Origin of the sequence: Vibrio furnissii CIP 102972 (assembly GCF_000176175.1) — a bacterium.
GTDB classification, from domain to species: Bacteria; Pseudomonadota; Gammaproteobacteria; order Enterobacterales; family Vibrionaceae; genus Vibrio; species Vibrio furnissii.
The window spans coordinates 37,460-60,158 of sequence record NZ_ACZP01000013.1 but is presented as its reverse complement, the minus strand read 5'-3'; the positions used below and the strand labels follow the sequence as shown (position 1 = coordinate 60,158).

Here is a 22,699-nt window from a genome sequence, read left to right as displayed (position 1 = left end):
GTTGATTACTCCATGTAAGGTACAGTGATTGTTCTCTGTGCTTGGTCTTGTCTTAGTATTGTTATGTGGGGTTAGCGGATGGTGTTCATATCCACAAAATCCATATCATCGAACGTCTGGTTTTCGCCCAGCATGCCCCACACAAAGCTGTAGTTTTGCGTGCCACAACCGGAGTGAATCGACCAGCTGGGTGACAGAACCAACTGCTTGTCGCGAACAACGATATGACGGGTTTCTTGTGGCTCGCCCATAAAATGGAAAACCACTTGTTGCGGTGCAACATTGAAATAGAGATACGCTTCCATTCGGCGCTCGTGGGTGTGCGCGGGCATGGTGTTCCACACGCTGCCCGGCTTGAGATGCGTCACGCCCAAGCACAACTGGCAGGTTGGCAGTACAACGGGATGCAAGTATTGCGTAATGGTGCGCGCGTTGGCGTTTTCGCTGCTCCCCAGCTCTACATGGCGGGCTTGCTCACGCAAAATGGTGCGAGACGGATACGTGTGATGCGCCGGCGCGCTCAGGCAGTAAAGCGCGGCGGGCTCTGCTGCATTCAGCGAGGTGAATTCCACATCCTGCTCGCCCAGCCCTAAATAGAGGGCATCAAGGTGATTGAGCGTATATTCCTGCGCCGCCGTTTTCACCGTCGCCGCACCACCCAAGTTCACCACGCCCAACTCGCGACGCTGTAAGAAGAACTCAACGCCAAAGGCTTTGGTATCGACAAAGTCATTCAGTTTTAACGTACGCTCAACCGGGCTGACGCCCATCGCCACCACACGGTCGATATGGCTGTAAACCAATGTAATTTCGTCGTTTCTAAATAATTCTTCCGTCAGAAACTCCGCGCGCAAGCGGTCGGTATCGTACGTTTTCGCATCCAAAGGATTGCTGTTGTAATTGGTGTGCATGGAAACCTCCTGGTGTTGGAAGTAGCCTAACACTCATTCATATTTGATCAATATCATTTATATATGAGATAAAATCATTTGTGATCGAATCGATCATAATTATTGAAACGGCGTTTATTTTTTTGAAGTATGACAAAAAATGACCACTTGGTTAAGAAAGCAACAGGTAAATCGGAACGACAGACACAAAAAAGGCCATCGATGGATGGCCTTTGGGGAAGGAATTATTGTTGATGTGGGTAGCGTCACGCGTTGCGAATCCGTCTTACTGCTTTTGTTTGCCAACAATTACGACTGTTTGATTGAAATGGCAGTGATTTGACTTAAAATGGTAGCGATTTGACGCGTTTTAACGTTATCGAATCACGAAGCTTGGTTTGTCACGCGCCAGTTACTCTTTGCTGGCACAAAGAGTAACCAGAAAATGCCTTTGGATTTTTGGCTGTGGCCCAGGACGGTTTTAGGCGTTCCCGACGCCGAAAACCTAAAAATTCATCCATGAATTTTTCCCTAGTGAAAAGGGATTCAATAACAAAGCTGATTTCATTGTGGAGACAAAGACAGACATAGAGACTGCACTGGAGAGAAAAACCCCAATGCACAGTAAAAATACCACGCGTTGGGAATTTCTCTTAAACAGTTTGTTATGTCGGTACTACATTACTATCCACGAATCAGAGCCTTCTGCATATAACTTGACACTATTTCCAACACACTTGAATTTATAGGCCTTGCCAAAATCATTCAAATATGTCATCGATATATTCCCCTTATCCACACCAATATATCCAAGACGATCCTTCTTATAATGGGTGGCGGTACTAATATTTTCTCTACATTGCTCAATCGAACTTTGTGAAGGCTGTTCTTTTATTGAATCATTCCTTTTAACTGCTACATCGCTATTTTTAGTTTCATCTTGTGTTTTGTCCCCAAAGACAACGTACAAGGTGAGAACAGTCAGAACGATAACAAACCAAATTTTATTCTTACTCGTAACGGAATTATTTTCCCAAGGGTCTATTTCTTTCATCCTAGTTTCCTTTCAACATAACGCCCGCTTAAGTTGTGAGCAACGCAATGTGATGTTTCCGGACACCACTTAAATCACTAAAACCAACGCATGGTAAAAATGCCACGTGTTGCGAATCCGTCTTAATGCGTTTGTTATGTATTTATTTCCCAATACTTTTGATCAAATCAGCTACTACTTTAGTTGGAATTGGGGTTTCAACAGATTGAACACGGCTATCAAAAATCGATGATTCACCTTTTTTCAAAATAAAGTTCCTTTCTGTTGAAGATAAACCAACTAATACAGAGGCCAAATTATCTTCATTATTCCCGTTTATAGACATAACTAAAGCATCTCTCTTTGACTCGTGGTTTGTAATCTCATTGTTAATATAAAGAATATTGCTCAACGTAGATTTATATAAGTTCAGGAAAAAGATGGAGACACCTTGAACGAGCAACACTAAAAAGAACCTAGAAGTATAATAAAATACTGTGTCAATTTGAGATTTTGTCTCTGGTGCTTGTGTATTCATTAGCACAAAAACTAAAAGCATGATTGCTCCGATAGTCGAGGCAATGCCATAAATTAAATTTACTGAAGCTTTCTTTTTGAGGTCTTCATTGTATGATTCGAGGCGCGATATAGTACTGTTAAGTAACCTCTCAGCTTTATCAGCCAATTTGTCTCGATACACGACACTTCCATACTTACTTTCGATCATTTCCAATAAACTAGCGTTAAGCTGAGTCTCAACTGTTTTACTTATAGTTGAAATAACTTGATCTCGTTCTTGTTCTGAAAGTGCACTTTCAAGCTTCCCTCTCTCAATAGCGGCATATAAAGTTCCCAATAGTTTGATAATCTCATTTTTTTCATTTATATCAAACTCTTGCTCTTCTTTATTTGCCTTTCTTCTGCGCAAGTTTCGGGGGTTGAATCCAACCATAAATAGATAAGAAACAAACACTGTTGAAAAAAGCAAAAGAAAACCAGCTAAAACTTTTATATTATCAATCACCTCTCTTTTGGCAGTATCAGAAGAATACTCACTAGAATATTGATAACTAAAAGTCGATGCTACTATCTCTGTTTGAAACCAAAAAAATACTCCTAACATTATAGTAAATACAGTCAATACAGCTAAAAGCCTTTGTACTCCGTCGTTGTATTCGCTTTTTTGCTGATTTTGCTTCAAGCGTTCAAGTACGATATCTTCAGCACTTACAGAAACTTGCTCGTTCATTTCCTACCCATTTCGATTAATTGAATCTAAAAATTACATAACTGCCGTTATTAAACAGACCATATCTATAGTAGCTCTCAAACAAAACACAGAATCAGTCTATTTAACATCGGACAAAACGACGTACATCATCAGTCACTAATACCAACCAGTCAAAGCTCCAACCGACAAAACGTGCCGAATGTATCAAACGCCATGCAACACCAAACAAACTACCGACTAGCCTATCAACAGGGAAAAATTCATGGATGAATTTTTAGGTTTTCGGCGTCGGGAACGCCTAAAACCATCCCGGCCTACAACCACAAACCCAAGGCACTTTCGGGTTACTCTTTGTGCCAGCAAAGAGTGACTGGCGCGTCACACCGCAAGCCTCCTATTTCCCTAAAACCAAAACGCGACAAACCTCAAATAACAAAACAGTCATCCCGCACATACCGCAACGATCTCCCATGCAACACCAACGAAACGCCCTATCCCCCTCATCCATAGGGAAAAATTCATGGATGAATTTTTAGGTTTTCGGCGTCGAGAACGCCTAAAACCGTCCCGGCCTACGACAACAAACCCAAGGCACTTTCTGGTTACTCTTTGTGCCAGCAAAGAGTGACTGGCGCGTCACACCGCAGCCTCATATATCCCTTAAGCTAAAACGCGACAAACCACTCAATAAATTCCAAACCCCGGCCAACCATCACCAACAAATTCCCATTCCCCAAAACAAAAAAAGACCATCAAACGATGGCCTTCTCCCTTAAGCACCCACAAAAAATCAGCAACTCACCGCAATAACGCCACCACCGTATGACGACGCACATTCGCCTGCGCGTTCAACGCCTGATAAGTCGACGAAAACTGCTCCGCCGCCGCATGAAACTGCGTCAGTTTCTCCGTGGTTTGCTCACTCGACAGCAGACGTGTCTGGCTGCGCAGCGTCTGCATTTGGGTATTGAGTTCGCTGTGGTATTGGCGCGCCTGCTCCAGACTGGTTTGCGCCTGCGCCAAATGCTGGTTGACCTTGGCAATGCCCTGCTTGATACCATCACGCGAGCTTAAATCAAAGCGCAGCTCGGCAATGCCGTCCGGTTCGGATTTGAGGTTGAGTGTGTTGGCTTGCCCGGCCGGGAAACGGTGGCCTTGCCCTGTCACCATCACCTTTTGCTTCATCTGTTTGTACGCCGACTCTTTGGCTTCAAACACAATGGTGCCATCTTGCGTCACGCTGGCGCGCATCCCAAGCGGGATCAGGCTGCGATCCAACATTTTGACCGTTTTACTGCCATCCGACTGACCATCAAACTGAATCATCACCGAATTGCCTTGCGGGAAATCGAGACGAATCTGCTCGGCTTTCTCCTTGAGGCGGTTGACGTTCAGCCCCGGAATCGAGAAGCGGCGAATATCAGCGCGGTCGAGTTTCAGATTCAGCTCGTTATCCACCACGCGTTGACCATCAAACCGCGCCTGATCGAGCACCGCTTCAATGGTCATTTTGGAACGGGTTAATGTCTCTTTCAGGTTCGGCACATTGTCGGCGCCTTGCGTCATCGCCTGCGTCAGACCCCGTTTGATGGTGGTGAGTTCTTTGCCGACAAATTGCAGCGATTTAGAGGCGATTTGCACCGAAGTGGCTTGTTGTTGCCCTTGAGTCAGCAGGACGCCAGAAACAGAATAGGCTGACGTGGTGTCAGCCTGAAGCGCGCGGGTTGGTCTGGCCGGTAAACGGGCCGAATCGGAGGAGCGCGACGGCGTAATGCTGGCCTGCTCCTGTCCGGTCAATCGAATGCCGTGTGGACGAACTTCCACTGTGCTCATTACCATACTGAAAATTCCTAGATTCGGTCAAACAGCGACAGGTCGTCGATTTTCACATAGCTCGCCTGCGTCGCTTGCAGCGCGGCCATGTAATTGCTTAAACGCACCGAGGCTTCGCCGTAATCCAGCGCCGACAGATCGCTGGTGACTTTGTCGACAAACAGTTTGTTGTCACCGTGCGCGCTGTCGAGCAGATCAAGGTTATTGTGACGGCCACCGATTTCGGTCATCGCCGCCAACACGTTGTTGAGCGTGCTGTCGACGGCGGCTAACGTATTGTCCACTTCGGTACGAAAGTTGGCGGTCGGAGCCTCAAACTCACTGATCAACGCATCCAGCGTGTTGAGCACATTGCTGCCGCCGCCCAAGTCAAGAATGTCCTGCGCGGTCATGTTCGATTCCATAGTCACGCCTTTGGCCACCGTCACCACACGTTTGTCGCTGTTGCCTTGCAGCACATAGCTGCCGCCGGAGTTATCCAGCGCGGCAGTGCTGGTTGCGGTGCCGGAAAACAGAAAGTGGCCTTCTTCGTCCTGCGCATTGAACGATGACGCAATCGAATCGCGCAGGCTTTTCAGCTCCGTCACGATGCCTTCGCGATCGTCGGTGGTCATGGTGCCGTTGGCGCCCCACAACACCCGTTCACGAATGCTTTTCAGGCTTTCGTTGACGGAATCTAAATACACTTCCTGACTCGACAATGTGGTTTTTACGTTGGCGATGTTGGCCTGATACTGCTCAATCGCGCTGCCTTCACGGTCAAGGTTCAGCAGTTTGATCGACGCCATCGGATCGTCCGAAAGCTTGGTCAGGCGATCGCCCGTCGACATCTGCTGCATCACTTTGCCAAGGCCGGCGTTGTTGAGCTGCAAGCTTTGCAGCATCATCTGGCTAAATTGGGTATCGCTGATTCTCATGGCCTTTCCTTAGAATAATTGCAGTACAGAATCGAACAGCTGATTCGCAGTGCTGATCACTTTCATGTTGGCGTTATGTGCGTTGGCAAACGTCATCAGGTTGGCCGCTTCTTCATCGCTGTTGACTGCGCTGATGTTGTCGCGCGCAGCGACCGCTTGCTCGTTCATGCTGTTTTTGGCCTGATAATCGGAATCGGCCTGACGCGCTTTGATGGCCACTTCACCGACCATGCCGGTAAACGCATCGTTAAGCGACAACGATCCAAAACCGCTGATCGAGAACGCCTGATTGCTGATGGCGATCAGCGCCGTCAGGTTGTCGCTGTTACCCGGATTGCCGTCGCCCGACAGTGCCAGTTCGTTCGGCGTGATGTCGGTGATGGTAAGGCTCGATGACGGGTTGGCCGGATCGTAGCTAAACAGCGCCTTCCCCGGCAGGCCGTTGAGATCCAAACCCAGCGCCAGTTCGGTATTGAACGAATCGGCCATGGATTGCGCCATGTCGTTGAGTGCCGTCATGTACGGCTTGAGCACGTCGGTTTGATATTCGTTAATCGCACCCAGCTCACCACCGAGATCGCCAGGAATGGCGAAGCTCTGCTTGCCAAATTCGACTTGCATGGTCGCGAGATAGGCATCGCTCGGATCGGGAATCGCTTTCAGCGTGCCATGTTCACTGCCCATCACCAGCGGCTGGCCGGATGTCAGGGTGACTTGCATGCTGCCGTCGGCTTGATCGGTGGTTTTCACTTCGACGATTTTCGCCAGTTCGCCCACCAGCGCGTCACGGGTATCCATCAGCTGCGCCGGGTTACCGCCGGTGCCTTTTAGCTCGACGATTTGTTTGTTCACTTCGGCGATGTTGGCCATCACGCTGTTCGCCTGCGCGACGGCGGCCGTGCGCTGATCATTCATGTCTTTGTGTTGGTTGTACATCGACTCGGTCAGCGTGTTGAAACGGCGCGACAGCGCTTCCGCTTCATTGATGATTTGTTGGCGCAGCGGCACCGATTCCGGTTTGGACGTTGCATCGTGCAGCGCCGCAAACAGGTTATCCAGCCCGGCAGAGAGGCTAAAGCCGTCGGCGCCGAGCGTGTTTTCCAGATAGCTCATGCTGCTGGTGTAACGCGACGCGTAAGACGCCACGCTGCCAGTCGACCAGGTTTGCTTCACCAGAAACTGATCGGTGACTCGGCGAATACTGGTCACTTCTACCCCCATGCCTGCACTCAGATTGTCGTATTTCGCACCACCGACTGAGGCCATCAGCGCCTGTTGGCGGCTGTATCCCGGCGTATTGATGTTGGCGACGTTCTGCGCCGTCACATCGAGTGCGACACGGTTGGCGTTGAGTCCGCTTAAGGCAATGTTGACGAGGTTCATGTCCGTTATCGCTCCAAAGGTCTAATCAGTGGCTGACTAAAAGCATTCGTCACCGCCACTTTGGTGGTTTCCTGAGAAAGAGAGGCGACCGCATTGGCGGCATTATTTACTGCATGGTTAACTGGATTGGGGGCGGTGCTGCGATTGTGTGATACCCGTTCCGCCGCCGCGGCCAGTTCGACCACATTGGAGCCCGCACCATCGACCACCGGACTGAGCTGTTTGACCAGCATATCGGCAATGCCGGAGTGCTGCTTTTTCGCCATCTCAATCGCTAACTGGCCGTCGTACATGTCGCGGAATACGCCCTGCTGCTTGCTGTTAAACGGGCTGTCTTCATCGGCCATCACATCGCTGGAACTACGCATCTGGCGCAGCACCAGTTGGAGAAACATTGCCTCGAACTGACCGGCCACGGTTTCCAGCGCGGCGTGTTTGTCGGCGGCGTTCTTGATGTTCGCCAGCGCGTTGTTGTCGTGATACAGCACTGAATTTACTGAACTGCTGTCGCTTCCCGTATCAATCTTCATCTCTGCTCCTTAGATGACCACTAACTCTGCGTTGAGCGCCCCTGCTTCATGCAAGGCTTGTAAAATCGACATCAAATCGGTCGGTGTTGCCCCGAGGCTGTTGACCGCATTCACGATGGTGTTGAGTTCCGTGCCTTCCGGCCAGATCACCATCTGCGCGTTGTCTTCGTTGATGTCGATTTGGGATTGATCGACCACTTGGGTATCGCCGCTGGCAAACGCGTTCGGCTGGCTGACCTGTTGCGATTCGGTGATGCTCACCGTCAGGTTGCCGTGGCTGACCGCCGCCTGACCGACTTTGACGTTCTTCCCGATGACCACCGTACCGGTGCGCGAGTTGAACACGATGCGGGCTGGCTTGCGGCCTTCCATCACGCTCATCTCTTCCAGCATCGACATCATGGTCACGCGCTGCTGAGTATCTTTCGGCGCGCGCATTTCGACGCGGCCTTTGTTGATGGCAACCGCCACTTGCGGGCCAAAGGTGTCGTTGATTTCACGCGCGATGTTTTTCGCGGTGGTAAAGCTTGGCTCGCGCAGGTTGAGCGTCACGGTGTCGCGATCGTTAAAGTCGGTCGGAATTTCGCGCTCCAGCGTCGCGCCATTCGGAATGCGGCCGGACGTCGGTGTGTTGACCGCAATTTTAGAGCCGCTGCGACCTTCAGCCGACACGCCGCCGACCACCACGTTGCCCTGCGCCACGGCGTACACTTCGCCGTCGATACCGCGCAGTGGCGTCAGCAGCAGTGTGCCGCCGCGCAAGCTTTTGGCATCACCAATTGAGGAGACCACGATGTTGAGCGTCTGACCGGGACCTGCCATCGGGTCGACGGTCGCGGTCACGCTGACCGAGGCCACGTTACGCAGTTTCGGGTCGGTGGATTCATCAATCTGCACCCCGAACTGGCGCAGCATGTTGGTGATGGATTGGGCAGTGAATTTGACCTGATTGCGATCGCCCTGACCGTCAAGGCCCACCACCAAACCGTAACCCACCAGTTGGTTTTCACGAATCCCCTGCACATCGACCAAATCCATGATCGGAATTTCCACTTCCGCCTTGGCGGTGGTTGCAAGCCCCAGCGTCAGCGCCAGCAAAACCGTGGTGAAGAAGGTGTTGCGTTGTTTCATCAAAATGGCATCCATGGACTGTTGAAGAATTGAGTGAGCCAGCCGGACGCGTTGCTGTCTGCCAGTGCGCCGCGGCCTGAATAGGTAATGCGCGCATCGCCGATGCGCTGCGAAGAGACCTGATTGTTGCGGCTGATGTCGTCCACCCGCACAATGCCGGTCAGACGAATGAACTCATCGCCCTGATTGAGGCGAATCCATTTTTCGCCGCGAATACGAATCACGCCGTTGGGCAGCACTTCGCTGACCGTCACGGTGATCGCCCCTTCCAGCTTGTTGCCTTGTGAGCTGGACGCGCTGCCGTCAAAGCTGCGATCGCCGTCAATCGAGGCCGCCAGTTTGTCGACCGTTTTCCCGCCGACCACCGGCGCGCTCAGCCCGACACTGGACGTTTTGCCGTACTGGGTATCGGCGCTTTTCTTCGACTGGGTTTCTTCCGCCAACAGCACCGTCAGAACATCGCCCACGCGGTAAGCGCGGCGATCCTGAAACAGGGTCATCGCGTATTGATGGCGATAAAGGCTGCCCGACTGTGCAGCAGGCAGAGAGTAATCCAGCGTTGGCGGGCCGTATTTTTCTTCATCCGGAGACGGCGGTGTGAATTCGTCCCGTCCGGCACATCCGGCCAGAATCAGCACGCTCAGCAGCCCGACTTTGCTCAACTTTGCCATCACTCTTTCCTTCATCGCTTGATTCATCCTTACACCGACTGCGCTACAAACTTGAGCATGTCATCGGCGGCCGAGACCACTTTGGCGTTCATTTCGTAGGCGCGCTGCGTGGTGATCATGTCGACCATCTCTTCCACCACCTGCACGTTGGAGCCTTCCAGCACACCTTGTTTAATGCTGCCGACGCCATCTTCACCGGCAATCAGCTCATCGGCTGCGCCACTGGCTTCGGTTTCACGGAACAAGTTACCGCCCAGCGCTTCCAGACCGGCCGGGTTGATGAATTTTGCCAGCGTGATCTGACCGAGTTCCTGCGGTGTGGAGTCAGCGGCTGTGGTGATGGTCACCGTGCCATCGACGCCGACTGACAGCGAAATCGCATCGTCCGGCACCTGAATCTGCGGTTGCAGCGGCAGGCCCTGACTGTTCACCATTAAGCCTTCCGAGTTGACGTGGAACTGGCCGTTACGGCTGTACATGATCTGGCCGTCTGAGTTTTCAATCTGGAAAAAGCCTTGACCCATCACCGCCAGATCCAAATCCTGACCGGTATTTTGCGTGTTGCCCTGAGTGAAAACTTTCTGGGTGCCGACCACGCGCACACCGCTCCCCAACTGAACACCGGTTGGCAGCTCGTTGACCTGATCGACCTGTGCGCCCGGCTGACGCTGAATGCTGTAGAACAGGTCTTCAAACACCACGCGGTCACGCTTAAAGCCGACCGTGTTGACGTTCGCCAGGTTGTTGGAAATGGCGGTCATTTTGGTGTCTTGTGCCGCCATCCCGGTTTTGCTTACCCATAATGCTGAATGCATCGGAGTCTCTCCTTATTGGTCGAGCGCTTAACGTGCGCTCATTAATTTGTTTCCGGCTTGCGCCAACGTTTCTGCGGTTTTCATCATGCGGATCTGCATTTCGAAGTTGCGCGTCAGTGACATCACATTCAGCAGTTCATCAATCGCGGAAACGTTACTGCCTTCGATGTGTTCCGGTGCCAGTTGCACGCTGTTGTCCGCCGCGAGCGGCACGCCATCCACCGTGTGCAGCAGGCTGTCGCTCTCTTTTTGCAGGGGGTTGTCGTTGGCTTTCACCAGCTTGAGCGTACCGACTTCAATTTCAGCGCCGCCGCCCGGCGGAATCACCGAAATGCGGCCGCGTTCACTCACTTCCACTTTCTGAAAATCCGGCAGAACTAACGCGCCGTTCTCGCCCATGACCGCAAAACCGTTGATGCTCAGCGCGCCATTCACATCCACCGCGATATTGCCCGCGCGGGTGTAGGCTTCGCCGCCTTCCGGGGTTTGCACCGTCAGGTAACCGTCGCCCATCACGGCCACATCGAGCGGACGTCCGGTTTTCACCACATCACCGGTGTCAAAACGGGTTGCGGCCGAGTTGGTGACCACCATGGTGCGGCCATCGAAACCCGAACCTTGCAGCGGCACGCTGCGCACGCGTTCCATATCCGCACGAAAACCCGCGGTATCGGCGTTCGATAAGTTGTTCGAACGCACGTGCTGCGCTTTGAGAACCCGGCTCGCGCCGGAGGTGGCGGTAAACAGCAAACTATCCATCGTCGGCTCCGTTAGATCGCGTTAAACAGCGCTTGAGTCAGCTTGTCTTCGGTCGAGATGGTTTTGGCGTTGGCCTGATAGTTACGCTGCGCGGTCATCAGGCTCACCAGTTCGCTGGTCAGGTCAACGTTCGATCCTTCCAGTGCACCCGGCGTTAAATCGCCCAATGTGCCGGTACCCGGTACACCGACCGTTGGCGAACCAGAGCTGAAGCTTTGCGTCCACGCGGTGCCGCTCACTTTGGCCAGACCTTGTGGGTTAGCGAAGTTCGCCAACACCACCTGACCTTGCAGCTGTGATTCACCGTTGGTGTAGGTGGCGTAAACCATGCCATTGCCTTCCACGCGCACGCCTGCCAACTCACCAGAGGTGTAACCGTTCGGATTGTTGGTGCTGACGCCAAAGTCGGCGCCAAACTGAGTGCTGCCCGTCAGGCTGACATCAATGCTCATCGCATTGGCGCCTGCGGCTGGAAACGCGACGTTAAAACTGCCAGTTGGCGAGCTCAGTGTGCCGTCGGTATTGAACGTCACTGGCACTGTGGCGCTTGCTGTCGCCGCGCCGTCCACCTGCACGTTCACTTCCCAGGTGTTGTCCGCGGTTTTGGTGAAGTACTGCGTCACCGTGTGGCTGTTGCCCAGCGAGTCGTACGCTTTGGAGGTGTAAGAGGAGTTGAATGAATTCGGATCGGCCGGATCAAACGGGTACACCGTCTGGTCAATCGCGTCCGCACTGGCGTTAAAGTTAGCAACAAATTCCAGTGAGTCGGTCGCTTTGGCCGACAGCGACGAAGTGCTGATCTTGATGTCGCCCACCGAGCCGCTCAACAGATTGTTGCTGCCATCCACGCTGTAACCTTGCAGCTTGGCGCCGGTGTTGCCGACCACGTAGTTGTCTTTATCCGTGCCAAACACGCCCGAACGGGTATACAGCGTTTGGCCCATGCTGTCTTTGGTGACGAAAAAGCCGCTGCCGTTGATCGCCAAATCCATGGCACGGCCTGTACCGGTCACGGAGCCATTCTTATCAAAGTTCTGCGAAATCGACGCCACTTCCACGCCGCCCGGCTGCATGCCATTGTACACCGCAGAGAATTCGGTACGCGCGCCTTTAAAACCGTAAGTCGATGCGTTGGCAATGTTATGGCTGATGGTGTTCAGTTCGGTGTTGGTTGCATCCAAGCCGCTGAGAGCAATATTAAAACTCATAAATTAACCTCTGTTTCCTTGTTTGGGTTTAGGCGCCAAATTGGGTGATTTGATAGAAAGGCACGCTGCCGACACCGGCAATGTTCACCATGGCCGAACCGCCAGTGCTGGGAATGCGCACTTGTTCAACCGTGCCGGCCAGCAATACATTCGGTGACGACTGACCGTCCTGTACTTCGACGCTGACGGTGTAGTTGCCGGGCTTTAGGCCCAGCGCTTCTGGATCGATGGTGAAATCGACATCGCCCGCCGGATGCGCGCCCAGTGGCAGCTTAGTGGTTTGACCGAACTCATCCGCGATGACCAGATTGACCTGGCTGGATGCGTAATCGAGTGCCACTTTGCCGCTTTGCGGTGCGTCGGTGAGTTCAAATTCGTTCCCGGAGACGTAAACCGTCTGACCAACCAGACCCGCGGTCGACAGCACTTGCATGTTGTCGAGCAGCACCATGCTGTTTTGCATCAGGCTCGACATGTTCTCCATGCTCTGCACCTGAGAAAATTGCGCGAGCTGGCCCACGTATTCGGTGCCATCCAGCGGGTTCAGCGGATCCTGGTTTTGAATTTGCGCCACCATCAACGAGATGAATTCGTTTTGTAGCGAGGTCGAATCGTTGGCATCTAAACCATTGCTGCTGATGCCGGTGTTGGTGGTGGTTGCACTGCCGGACGTATCACCCGACAAGGCGGTGTATTGTGCGATGCTCATCAGCTACCCTGCCCCAGTTTGAGCAGCCCTTGCTGCATGCTTTTCACGTTGCTTAGCACTTCGACGTTGGTTTCAAAACTGCGCGTCGCGGACATCATGTCGGCCATTTCCGCCACCACGTCGATATCCGGGTAGTACACGTAGCCATCGCCATCGGCCAACGGGTTGTGCGGCTCAAAACGCTTTTCCGCCTGACCCGCGCTCTGCACCACGTCGACAATGCGCACTTCCGCACTCGGATACACGTTATCGCCGGTTGCCAGTTGGCTTTTGTTGTACACCGTGGCGAAGACCGGTTTCAGCGCGCGGTAGGCGTCGTCCGGATTGGCCGACACAGCATCGGCGTTCGCCAGGTTACTCGCGACCGTGTTCAGACGAACGGTCTGCGCGGTCATCGCCGAACCGGCAATCGAATAAATATCAGTAAAAGGCATGATTAACGTCCCTCAATCGCTTTCGCTAAGCCGTTGAATTTCATATTGAGAAATGTCAGGCTGGTTTGAAAATCCATGTTGTTCTGCGTGAACTTGGCTTGCTCGACCCCCAGCTCAACGGTGTTGCCGTTTTTGCTGTTCTGGTAAGGAATCGAATATTGAGATTCCACCTGCCATTCCGGAATGCCCGGATTGACGCCGCGGTTACCGGCCGTACTCATGACGGTTTTAAATGTCAGGTCTTTGGCCAGGTATCCCGGGGTGTCAACATTTGCTAGGTTGCTCGCGAGGACTTTGGTACGCTGAACGCGAAAATTCAGTGCCTCCGGGTGAACGCCTAACGCGGTTTCAAATGAAATGGCCATGTCTGTTCCTTACAAGTCGGCTCAAGGTGCGTTTAGACGAAACAAGATGCATGCCATAAAATTATTCAATTAAAAAACAATGACTTATAAATCAGAAAGGAAACGCAACTTCCGCCTATCGGAAGCGCGATTACGCCAAGGGGAAACGATTTTTTCCTCTGCGCGGAGGAACGTGATGCTGATGCTGGCGTTGCTGTTGGCACTGCCAGCCGCGGCGCAGGAAAATCGCTCAGAAATGCAGATTCGCCACGCGGTACAAGCCTCGCTCGACGAGGAAATCGCTCAGCTTGCGGCGCAGCGCGAATGGCCGCCGTACCAAGCGCAGTGGCAACTCTGGATTCCGGGCGCAGCCAGTCACCTGCCGGAATGTCAGGCGCCGCTGATCGTCACTGGGCGTGATAACCAACTGCTGCCCGTCGGCCATCTCAAACGCATGGTGCGTTGCGAGGAAGGCGATACCGCATGGCGCATGAACGTCACCATCAAAGCGTCGCTCACCCTGCCGGTGGTCGTCACGCAAACGGCGCTGGCACGTGGCGGGCGCTTAGAACCTTCCATGCTGGCACTGGAAGACCGCACCCTCACGCGTCAGGATGATTTTTTCACCCGCATCGATGAAGCGAGTGGATTGGAAGTCAACCGCCGCCTGCGCGCCGGACAAATTCTCGACCCGACCTTAGTCAGCAAGCCACCGTTGGTCATCAAGGGCAATCAGGTGGTGATCATCGCCGCGAAAGACGGGGTGAATGCCAGCACCAAAGGCGTCGCCTTGGAAGATGGCGGGCGCGGGGATCAAATTGAAGTGCAAAACAGCGCCTCGCAAAGCGTGGTGCACGCCGTGGTGACCGGGCTGAATCAGGTGCACACTCAGTTCTGATTCAGGCTGCAAATTTTGACTGAAGGTAACACTTTTTCATTGTGGCGCTCGAAATCCGCCCCGGATTTCGAGTACAAACTTTCAGTCATTCATTTTTTTGCACAAATTCGCTTTGTGCATTTAACTCTGCCCTGCTCTTGGTCGCCTGTTACCAGTGACGACGAAGATTGAGGACATCAAGCTGATGAAAATTGATAAGGTCTCGGGCGGCCACGTCCCACACACCACATTCCAGCAAGCAAGCAAAAAAACCGTTGCGCCAAGCCAAGCCACGTCTGTGAGCGAGCCCGCGCTGAATGCCAATACCGTGGCACTGGAAAAAGCACAGGCAGAACTGGCGGCACTGCCGGATGTCGATATGGCAAAAGTGGAACAAGTGCGCGCTGCACTGGCGCGCGGCGAGTTAAGCCTCGACAGTAAAGCGCTGTCTCAGGCGCTGATGCAATTCCACACCGGACACGAATAAACCGCCACGCAAGGAGCAGATCATGGCCTCGAACCGCGGACAACTGATGCAAAGTTTTATGTTCACCATTAGTGAAGATCTGAAGCTTTATCGCCAGTTGCATACGCTGCTGACCGAGCAAAAAGCGCTGTATCTGCAATTTAACGGCGACGCGCTGGGCAAAAACATTCGCCAGCAAGTACCGGTGCTGAACCAACTGCACCGCAATGCGTCGCACAGAACGCAATGCTTACAACGCTTAGCGCTGCCCAACAGCGACAAAGGCGTGTTACGCCTGTTCAGTGCGCTGCCCGCCAGCTTACGAACACGAATTGAAAAACAATGGCAGGTGCTGAATGTATTGATTCAGCAATGTCAGCGCCTCAATCAGGATAACGGTCTGAGCTCCGCCACGTTCCATGAACTGCTGAGCGAACTGACCCAGCCGTCACCGACCTACGAAGAACGCATCGCCGACGCGATATGAAATTACGCTCCCTGTTATGCCATCAATCCCACTCCAAGTTGTACCGGCTGACAGGGAGCTTCCTTTTATTGCTGTTGAGTGCTCACACCACCGCACGCTCGTTGGATGACGCGATTGCCTCGCAGCGCGCCCTGCTGTCGCCCTATCAACGTCAGATTGAGTCACGTCTGGAGACCTATCAGCCGCTACTGGCGCATATTTTCAATCAGTTAGACCATAAAAAGCTGCCACAGCAACTGGCGCTGCTGCCGATGCTGGAATCGTCGTTTGACCCGAATGCGATTTCTCACGCCGGCGCGCGCGGATTGTGGCAATTGATGCCGGCCACCGCCCAGCGTTACGGTTTGCAAACCGCCCCGAACGATCAACGTTTGGATGTGTTCGCCAGCACCGATGCGGCGCTGAACTATCTGGCGTTTTTACACCGCAAATTCGGCGGCGACCTAGCGTTAACGCTCGCGGCTTACAATGCTGGTGAAGGACGGGTCGCGCGCGCCATTCAACGCGCAGGCAGTCGTGAGTTTCATCGCCTGTCACTGCCCCAAGAAACCCGCCAGTATGTGCAGCGCTTTTACGCCCTCACCCAGTTGATTGATGTTACGGCGCTCAACCACGCCGCCTTCCAGCCGCTGATGCTGTTTAGCAGCCAACCGGCCATCACCCGTCAGGCACTGATCAATTTGCAACCACTGCCGCCACTGGTTAAGTTGTAAGACTTCAAGCGAGCTTGGCGCAAAGTGCGCAATTTCGGTCAGGATCTTCACGGCCCTGAATGCGACCATGGCTTTGTTTTCTCAAACAGGATTAGAAATGTGATGACCCATTCGCTGCATTCGCGGATACAAGGCGTGTGTGACTACATCGAGCGCCATCTGGATGACGAGTTGTCGCTTGAACAACTGAGCGCGCTGGCGCACTGTTCCAAGTACCACTTTCACCGCATGTTCAAAGCGCAGATCGGCGTAGGCACCGCCAAATATCTCACCTTGGCGCGGCTCAAGCGGGCCTCTTACCGACTGGCGTTTGAACCTGGCATCAGCGTACTGAATATTGCGCTGGAAGCTCAATTCGACAGCCCTGAAGCGTTCGCCCGAGCCTTTGCACGCACGTTTGGTCAGTCTCCGTCCGGTTTTAGAAATCAGCCTGAGTGGCAGCAATGGCACTCGCAATTTCAATTTGAAATCCCCGCAAAAGGAGTCAACCTTGTGGACGTGAACATTATTCATTTTGCCGAAACCCGCATCGCCTACATCGAACATTGTGGTGCCCCCGAGCAGGTGCTCGATACCGCCGCGCAGTTTATTGCCTGGCGACGCGCCAGTGGTGAATCGCCGGTGACCACCAGCGCCACCTACGGCATTCCTTACAGTGATCCCAACGAAACCGAGCCTGCGCTGTTTCGCTTTGATATCGCTGGCAGCGTCAGCCAGCCCGTCAAAGACAATGACTACGGCGTGAAAAATGGCGCTATTCCGGCCGGACGCTGCGCAGTGCTGCGCCATCACGGCAGCCATGATGCGATCAGTCAGAGTGTGTACGCGCTGTATCGCGACTGGTTACCGCAAAGCGGTGAAGAGCTGCGTGATTACCCATGCTTCTTCCACTATCTGAATCTGATTCACGAAGTGGATGAGTGTGACTTGCAGACCGACATCTATCTGCCGTTGAAGTAGCTTGCGCAGAAGCGACTGACATTGAAGTGACTGATATTAAAACGAATGGTCAGTTGCTGCTGGATAGAAAAGAAAAAGCCGCCAGAAATGGCGGCTTTCGCATTACTTCTTCTGACGCGCTTCAAACGCTGCCAGTTGCTCAGGAGTCGCTTTCGGCTGATGGTTGGTTTTCCACTCATCGTACGTCATGCCGTACACACGCTCGCGGGCATCGTCGATGTTCAGCGCCAGCCCCATCTCTTTCGCTTCCGACTCATACCATTTGCAGAAACAGTTACGGCAGAAGCCCGCCAGTATCATCAGGTCGATGTTCTGCACATCTTTGTTGTCATCGAGATGCGCCAGCAGACGACGAAAGACCGCCGCATCGATTTTGTCCTGTTCTTCCTGAGTCAGATTTTTGTATTTGAATTCGGCCACGTGACTTTCCTTTCGTTCTTGCCCGGAAGCTCTGAATCAGCGCTGCCGGAGGATTAAAATGTCGTTGAGTGCCTCTGTTATATCACGCAGATAGCAAAACGCCCAAGACAGGCTTGGGCGTTTTTATTCAAGGGCGTGGCGATTTAGCCTTGGATACCAACGATCAACCACGGCGCATTTGGCGTGGTCAGGTCGCGTTCCAGATGCCAGATATCGTCGATGTTCTCTTCGAGATCTTCGCTTGGGTCGCGGTAGCGGCCGCTAAATTGCAGGCTCAACTGCGCTTTGTTGGCATCGTAGTCGGCGCGCACAATCTCAGCGTCGACGTACATCACGTCCGTTTGCGGATCGGTGTCAATCTTCGCGCGCTCTGCTTTCAAATCTTCAAACAGGCTCGGTGACACGTACTCTTCGATGGTCTCCAACTGGTTGTGGTTCCATGCGCCTTGCAGAATGCGGTAGTGTTCACGTGCACCGTTGACAAACGCCACGCGGTCAAAGCCGTCTGGGTAGTTATGTGGTACATCACTTTGCATTTGGCTGCCGAAACCGCCGCTGTTTTGAGGCTGTTCGAAGTTGTGAACATTTGGCTGCTCAAACGTGTTGCGGTTCATTCCGCCAAACGCTGGCTGCTGCTGTTGGTGCTGATTCATACTGCCCTGCTTGGCGCCAAGCAGACCACGCATCAACTTGAAGATCACAAACGCAATCAAACCGATGATGAGGATATCCATGAACTGGATCCCTTCAAAGGCGCCGCCGAAGAAGGCTGCCAACAGGCCACCCGCCAGCAGACCGCCAAGCAGGCCGCCCATCAATCCTTTTTTGGTCGAGCTTTGCGCTGTTTTCGCAGTGTCTTGTTGTTTCAGGGTATTGGTGTTTTGTTTTTGCTGTGCAGGTGCAGTTTTGTAGCTTTTACCAAACGACTTACCACCACCAAATTTTTTGGCAGCGTCCGCCATCGGGGTAAACGCAACAGAAACCATCACCAGAGCCACAAGTGAAAACAGACGTTTCATAGTTATCCTTAGAAGCCTTACTTTAATACGGGGTCATCATAGCGGCTTCAATATGACAATCAAACACTTTGCATTTATCGACATGTATCAGAATATTGCAGGGTTCTGAGTTGACGCTCAATAGCAGGCTAATTAGAATATCGAACATCGTTCATTAAGCACACATGATCATGGCAAGACGAAATGACCACACCCGTGAAGAATTGGTCTCTTTAACGCTGAAAACCGTGAAGGAATTCCTGGGTAGCCATTCCTACCACGAACTGAGCCTGCGTAAGATCGCAACCATGATTGGTTATGTTCCGAGCACGTTGGTGAACGTTTTTGGCAATTACAATTTGTTACTACTTCATGTGGTTGCTCAGACGCTCGATGAACTCTCCAGCGAAGCGAAAGCGGTCGTTTGTCACGGCAAAGACCCCGAGCAAGCGCTGTACAAACTCGCCTACTGCTACCACGATTTCGCGCAAAAGAACCCACACCGCTGGCAACTGATTTTCGAACACAACATGAATGGCGAAGAGCTGCCAGAATGGCAAGCTGAACGGATCGACACGATGACCAGCATGCTGGAAGGGTTGCTGAAAGTGATTGCGCCGCAGCGTTCCGACAGTGAAATCCTGCGCACCAGCCGCGTATTGTGGTCAGGCGTCCACGGCATCACGCTGCTGAGTGTGGACGATAAGTTCTTTGCATCTGAGCCCATCGATGGCAAAGCACTCATCGAAGATCTACTCTCTAACTATCTGGCCAACTGGTAATTATTAAGGAAAGGCGATGCCGCAGTCTCAGACGTCGTTGTTAACTCAACGCCGTTTTCTTCCCTACTTCATCACGCAGTTCTTCGGCGCCTTTAACGATAATATTTTCAAAAACGTGTTGCTGCTGCTCGTGGCGTTTGCTGGCAGCGGCGCGCTGCCGATCTCCAGCGACCTGTTCATTAATCTGGCCGCGGGTCTGTTCATTCTGCCATTTTTCCTGTTTTCCGCGTCTGCCGGTGTGCTGGCCGATAAATACGAAAAGTCGTGGTTTATTCGCCGCGTGAAACTGCTTGAAATCGCCATCATGTGTATTGGCGCGATTGGGTTTATCACCGAAAGCTACAGTGTTCTGCTGCTGATCCTGTTTTTGATGGGCACCCAATCGGCATTTTTCGGCCCGGTCAAATACGCCTTGCTACCACAACAGCTCAAATCTAACGAATTGGTGCCGGGCAATGCCTTGGTCGAAACCGGGACATTTTTAGCGATTTTGCTCGGCACGCTTGGAGCGGGCATGATTGCTTCAGCCGACAACGCCCGCCACATCGCGGCCGCTGCAGTAATTCTTTTTGCCCTATGCGGCTACTGGGCGAGCCGTTCGATTCCTGAAGCGCCAGCCAGTGCCCCCGAGTTGACCTTCCGCTGGCGGCCGATCAGCCAAACTCGCCATACGCTGGCCATTGCGCGCAGCGACCGCATCATCTTCCAATCGATGATGGCGATCAGTTGGTTCTGGTTCCTCGGCGCGGCGTACCTGACACAATTCCCAAACTTCACCAAAGTTTTCCTTAACGGCACTGAAAGTTCGGTGTCGTTCCTGCTGGCGCTGTTTTCAGTGGGCATTGCTCTGGGTTCGCTGGCGTGCGACAAGCTATCCAATCACCGCATTGATGTCGGCATTGTGCCGCTGGGCAGCTTTGGCATCAGCATCTTTGGTTATTTGATGGCAACCAGCATTCCGAATGACTTACCTATTTTCAGTCAGTTCTCGGAATTTGCCGCCTATCAGCCATTGTGGCCACTGTTTGCTTACTTGCTTTTACTCGGTGCCTCGGGCGGTGTGTTTATCGTGCCGCTGTACGCCTTGATGCAACAACGCGCCAAAGAGACTGAGCGCGCGCAGGTGATCGCGGCGCTGAACATCTACAACTCGCTGTTTATGGTGTGCAGTGCGATTTTGGGCATCATCTGCCTCACGCTGCTCGATCTCACCATTCCTCACCTGTTTGTGTTGCTCTCGGTGATGAACCTGCTCTTGGCCGCGTACCTGTTTTTGCAGGTGCCGATTTTCGTGGTGCGTTTTCTGGTGTGGGCGCTGACACACTCCCTTTACCGCGTGCGACACAAAAACCTCAGCAAACTGCCCGAACACGGCGGCGCCCTGATTGTGTGTAACCATGTCAGTTATATGGACGCGCTGTTACTCAGTGGCGCGTGCCCGCGTTTGATTCGCTTTGTGATGGAAGAAGATTACGCCAACCTGCCGGTGCTGCGTCGTTTCTTGAAACGTGCGGGCGTGATCCCCATTTCAGCCAACAGCCGCACCTCGATTCGCCGCGCATTTGCCGAAGTGGAACAGGCGCTGCAGGATGGGCATTTGGTGTGTATTTTCCCCGAAGGTCGCCTGACCGCCGACGGTAACATGAATGAATTTATGCGCGGCATCGACATCATTTTGCGCCGCAGTCCGGTACCGGTGATCCCAATGGCAATTAAAGGCTTGTGGGGTAGTTTCTTCAGCCGCTATCACGGCCGAGCCTGTAAAGGGTTGCCACGCCGCTTCTGGTCTCACGTCGAGATTGAAGCCGGAGACGCTGTCATGGCGGGCGAAGCCACCACGGAACTGATGCACGAAAAAGTGGCTGCATTGCGCGGCGATTGGAAATAAGCCAATTTGACGCATCGTAGACAAGCGTTCAGTTTTTCTGAACGCTTGTTCAAAACATTAAGACTTTCTGACCTCGCCCCGTGCGCTACAATGGCCGTCCTCGACTCCGATAACGACCTGATTCCCCCAACATCATGACACTTCACGCAAAACACATTCCGTTTGCCCTTGTCCTTGGCGCCTGCCTGACCCCGTTTATCTCATCCCCCACTGCGCTGTTGCTGGGCTTTTTCCTCGCCTCGCTGGGCTGGGTGCCGACGCAGTTGCCGATCGGCAAAATGACCAAAAAGCTGCTGGCATATTCCATTGTCGGCTTGGGCTTTGGCATTCCGCTACAACAAGCACTCACCGTCACCGGCCAAGGCATCGGGCTGATTTTGGCCAGCATCACCGGCACCCTCGTGTTTGGCACATTGATTGCGAAAGCGATGGGGCTCAACCGCACCACGGGGCATCTGATTGCATCCGGCACCGCGATTTGTGGCGGCAGTGCCATTGCGGCGGTGGCGCCTGCGATCAATGCCGATGACGACCAAACGGCGCTGGCGCTGGGCACGGTGTTTGTGCTCAATTCGGTCGCACTGTTTCTGTTTCCACTGATTGGCCATGCGCTCCATCTGGATCAACACACCTTCGGCACGTGGGCAGCCATTGCGATTCACGACACCTCATCGGTGGTCGGTGCGGCATCGGCTTATGGCGAAGAAGCGTTAAAAACCGCGACCACACTCAAGTTGGCACGAGCGTTGTGGATTGTGCCGGTGGCGCTCATCAGTGCGTGGATGTTTCGCAGTCACTCGAAGAAAATCACGATTCCGTATTTCATTGTATTTTATTGTGCCGCGATTGGGGTGAGCGATGCGTTACCGCAGTTTGAGGAGGTATATCAGGCGATCTTCAGCGTAGCGAAGCAAGCGTTGGTGGTGTGTCTGTTTTTGATTGGTTGCAGCATCTCGGTGGCACGTTTGAAGGCATCAGGCCCGAAACCGCTGCTATTTGGGGTGATTTTGTGGACGCTTATATCGACGACGTCTCTGAGCTGGTTGTTGACCCGTTAACGGGTTTTCGATGCCAAGCAAACGCCAGAATCAGCAGAAATGCGCTCAGTTCGGCAACGTTACGGGGCCAACCGGTCAGCGTCAGCGCCAGCAGCAGTTGCAGCACAATGGTGGAAATCAGCAAGCCATTCTTCATCATCGATAGTCCTAAGCGGTTTAATT

General features: G+C 53.0%; 26 protein-coding genes. 8 read left to right on the top strand and 18 right to left on the bottom strand.

The genetic code is table 11. The features are described from left to right. Positions 1 to 71: 71 nt before the first annotated feature. The 15 genes from kduI to flgB all read right to left on the bottom strand — a co-directional run bounded on the left by kduI (position 72) and on the right by flgB (position 13,909). On the bottom strand, positions 72 to 911 hold the full coding sequence (kduI, locus tag VFA_RS04365; RefSeq protein WP_004725083.1) for a 5-dehydro-4-deoxy-D-glucuronate isomerase: 840 nt from the start codon (positions 909 to 911) through the stop codon (positions 72 to 74). A 655-nt stretch (positions 912 to 1,566) separates the two neighbouring features. After that, positions 1,567 to 1,944 (bottom strand): hypothetical protein, encoded by a 378-nt coding sequence (locus tag VFA_RS04360; RefSeq protein ID WP_038150923.1) that lies wholly within the window; start codon positions 1,942 to 1,944, stop codon positions 1,567 to 1,569. A 142-nt stretch (positions 1,945 to 2,086) separates the two neighbouring features. After that, a complete protein-coding gene (locus VFA_RS04355; protein ID WP_004725081.1) occupies positions 2,087 to 3,172 on the bottom strand; it encodes a hypothetical protein in 1,086 nt (361 codons plus the stop codon). Positions 3,173 to 3,952: 780 nt separating this feature from the next. Continuing rightward, entirely contained in the window at positions 3,953 to 4,993 is a 1,041-nt protein-coding gene (locus tag VFA_RS04350; RefSeq protein ID WP_004725080.1) for a hypothetical protein, read from the bottom strand. 11 nt (positions 4,994 to 5,004) lie between these two features. Next, positions 5,005 to 5,904, bottom strand: coding sequence for a flagellar hook-associated protein FlgL (gene flgL / locus VFA_RS04345; protein ID WP_004725079.1), 900 nt, complete (start codon positions 5,902 to 5,904; stop codon positions 5,005 to 5,007). Positions 5,905 to 5,913: 9 nt separating this feature from the next. Continuing rightward, positions 5,914 to 7,287, bottom strand: coding sequence for a flagellar hook-associated protein FlgK (gene flgK / locus VFA_RS04340; protein ID WP_004725078.1), 1,374 nt, complete (start codon positions 7,285 to 7,287; stop codon positions 5,914 to 5,916). Between the two features lie 5 nt (positions 7,288 to 7,292). Further along, positions 7,293 to 7,817: a rod-binding protein gene (locus tag VFA_RS04335; protein WP_004725077.1), complete on the bottom strand. Its 525-nt coding sequence runs from the start codon at positions 7,815 to 7,817 to the stop codon at positions 7,293 to 7,295. 9 nt (positions 7,818 to 7,826) lie between these two features. Next, positions 7,827 to 8,948, bottom strand: coding sequence for a flagellar basal body P-ring protein FlgI (locus tag VFA_RS04330; protein ID WP_004725076.1), 1,122 nt, complete (start codon positions 8,946 to 8,948; stop codon positions 7,827 to 7,829). Next, positions 8,948 to 9,619 (bottom strand): flagellar basal body L-ring protein FlgH, encoded by a 672-nt coding sequence (flgH, locus tag VFA_RS04325; protein WP_004725075.1) that lies wholly within the window; start codon positions 9,617 to 9,619, stop codon positions 8,948 to 8,950. The genes VFA_RS04330 and flgH overlap by 1 nt, the downstream gene beginning before the upstream one ends. Before the next feature lie 29 nt (positions 9,620 to 9,648). After that, positions 9,649 to 10,434 (bottom strand): flagellar basal-body rod protein FlgG, encoded by a 786-nt coding sequence (gene flgG / locus VFA_RS04320; RefSeq protein WP_004725074.1) that lies wholly within the window; start codon positions 10,432 to 10,434, stop codon positions 9,649 to 9,651. 27 nt (positions 10,435 to 10,461) lie between these two features. Next, positions 10,462 to 11,193 (bottom strand): flagellar basal body rod protein FlgF, encoded by a 732-nt coding sequence (locus VFA_RS04315; protein ID WP_004725073.1) that lies wholly within the window; start codon positions 11,191 to 11,193, stop codon positions 10,462 to 10,464. Positions 11,194 to 11,204: 11 nt separating this feature from the next. After that, a complete protein-coding gene (gene flgE, locus VFA_RS04310) occupies positions 11,205 to 12,401 on the bottom strand; it encodes a flagellar hook protein FlgE (protein WP_004725072.1) in 1,197 nt (398 codons plus the stop codon). Between the two features lie 28 nt (positions 12,402 to 12,429). Beyond that, positions 12,430 to 13,110, bottom strand: coding sequence for a flagellar hook assembly protein FlgD (gene flgD, locus VFA_RS04305; protein WP_004725071.1), 681 nt, complete (start codon positions 13,108 to 13,110; stop codon positions 12,430 to 12,432). Beyond that, on the bottom strand, positions 13,110 to 13,544 hold the full coding sequence (gene flgC / locus VFA_RS04300) for a flagellar basal body rod protein FlgC (RefSeq protein ID WP_004725070.1): 435 nt from the start codon (positions 13,542 to 13,544) through the stop codon (positions 13,110 to 13,112). The genes flgD and flgC overlap by 1 nt, the downstream gene beginning before the upstream one ends. 2 nt (positions 13,545 to 13,546) lie before the next feature. Next, positions 13,547 to 13,909: a flagellar basal body rod protein FlgB gene (flgB, locus tag VFA_RS04295; protein ID WP_004725069.1), complete on the bottom strand. Its 363-nt coding sequence runs from the start codon at positions 13,907 to 13,909 to the stop codon at positions 13,547 to 13,549. 175 nt (positions 13,910 to 14,084) lie between these two features. On the opposite strand from flgB, the gene flgA reads away from it, so the two are divergent. From flgA to VFA_RS04270, 5 genes are all read left to right on the top strand, one after another. Further along, on the top strand, positions 14,085 to 14,786 hold the full coding sequence (flgA, locus tag VFA_RS04290) for a flagellar basal body P-ring formation chaperone FlgA (RefSeq protein WP_004725068.1): 702 nt from the start codon (positions 14,085 to 14,087) through the stop codon (positions 14,784 to 14,786). A 184-nt stretch (positions 14,787 to 14,970) separates the two neighbouring features. Then, positions 14,971 to 15,252: a flagellar biosynthesis anti-sigma factor FlgM gene (flgM, locus tag VFA_RS04285; protein ID WP_004725067.1), complete on the top strand. Its 282-nt coding sequence runs from the start codon at positions 14,971 to 14,973 to the stop codon at positions 15,250 to 15,252. A 22-nt stretch (positions 15,253 to 15,274) separates the two neighbouring features. Continuing rightward, positions 15,275 to 15,718 carry a flagellar export chaperone FlgN gene (gene flgN / locus VFA_RS04280; protein WP_004725066.1) on the top strand — a complete coding sequence of 148 codons (444 nt, stop codon included), beginning with the start codon at positions 15,275 to 15,277 and terminating at the stop codon, positions 15,716 to 15,718. Positions 15,719 to 15,786: 68 nt separating this feature from the next. After that, positions 15,787 to 16,431: a lytic transglycosylase domain-containing protein gene (locus VFA_RS04275; protein ID WP_004725065.1), complete on the top strand. Its 645-nt coding sequence runs from the start codon at positions 15,787 to 15,789 to the stop codon at positions 16,429 to 16,431. A gap of 102 nt (positions 16,432 to 16,533) precedes the next feature. Beyond that, a complete protein-coding gene (locus tag VFA_RS04270) occupies positions 16,534 to 17,391 on the top strand; it encodes an AraC family transcriptional regulator (RefSeq protein WP_004725064.1) in 858 nt (285 codons plus the stop codon). A 102-nt stretch (positions 17,392 to 17,493) separates the two neighbouring features. Here the strand turns inward: VFA_RS04270 and VFA_RS04265 are convergent, their stop codons facing one another. Then, positions 17,494 to 17,811, bottom strand: coding sequence for a DUF1244 domain-containing protein (locus VFA_RS04265; RefSeq protein ID WP_004725063.1), 318 nt, complete (start codon positions 17,809 to 17,811; stop codon positions 17,494 to 17,496). Between the two features lie 143 nt (positions 17,812 to 17,954). After that, a complete protein-coding gene (locus VFA_RS04260) occupies positions 17,955 to 18,830 on the bottom strand; it encodes a Tim44 domain-containing protein (protein ID WP_004725062.1) in 876 nt (291 codons plus the stop codon). Between the two features lie 170 nt (positions 18,831 to 19,000). Between VFA_RS04260 and VFA_RS04255 the strand changes: the two genes are divergently transcribed. The 3 genes from VFA_RS04255 to VFA_RS04245 all read left to right on the top strand — a co-directional run bounded on the left by VFA_RS04255 (position 19,001) and on the right by VFA_RS04245 (position 22,537). Next, positions 19,001 to 19,591 (top strand): TetR/AcrR family transcriptional regulator, encoded by a 591-nt coding sequence (locus tag VFA_RS04255; protein ID WP_038151387.1) that lies wholly within the window; start codon positions 19,001 to 19,003, stop codon positions 19,589 to 19,591. A 16-nt stretch (positions 19,592 to 19,607) separates the two neighbouring features. Next, positions 19,608 to 21,479 (top strand): MFS transporter, encoded by a 1,872-nt coding sequence (locus VFA_RS04250; protein WP_004725060.1) that lies wholly within the window; start codon positions 19,608 to 19,610, stop codon positions 21,477 to 21,479. A gap of 134 nt (positions 21,480 to 21,613) precedes the next feature. Next, entirely contained in the window at positions 21,614 to 22,537 is a 924-nt protein-coding gene (locus VFA_RS04245) for a YeiH family protein (protein ID WP_004725059.1), read from the top strand. On the opposite strand, the gene VFA_RS04240 is transcribed toward VFA_RS04245, so the two are convergent. Next, positions 22,497 to 22,676, bottom strand: a complete 180-nt coding sequence (locus VFA_RS04240; protein WP_004725058.1) for a hypothetical protein — start codon at positions 22,674 to 22,676, stop codon at positions 22,497 to 22,499. The genes VFA_RS04245 and VFA_RS04240 overlap by 41 nt on opposite strands. Positions 22,677 to 22,699: the final 23 nt, after the last annotated feature.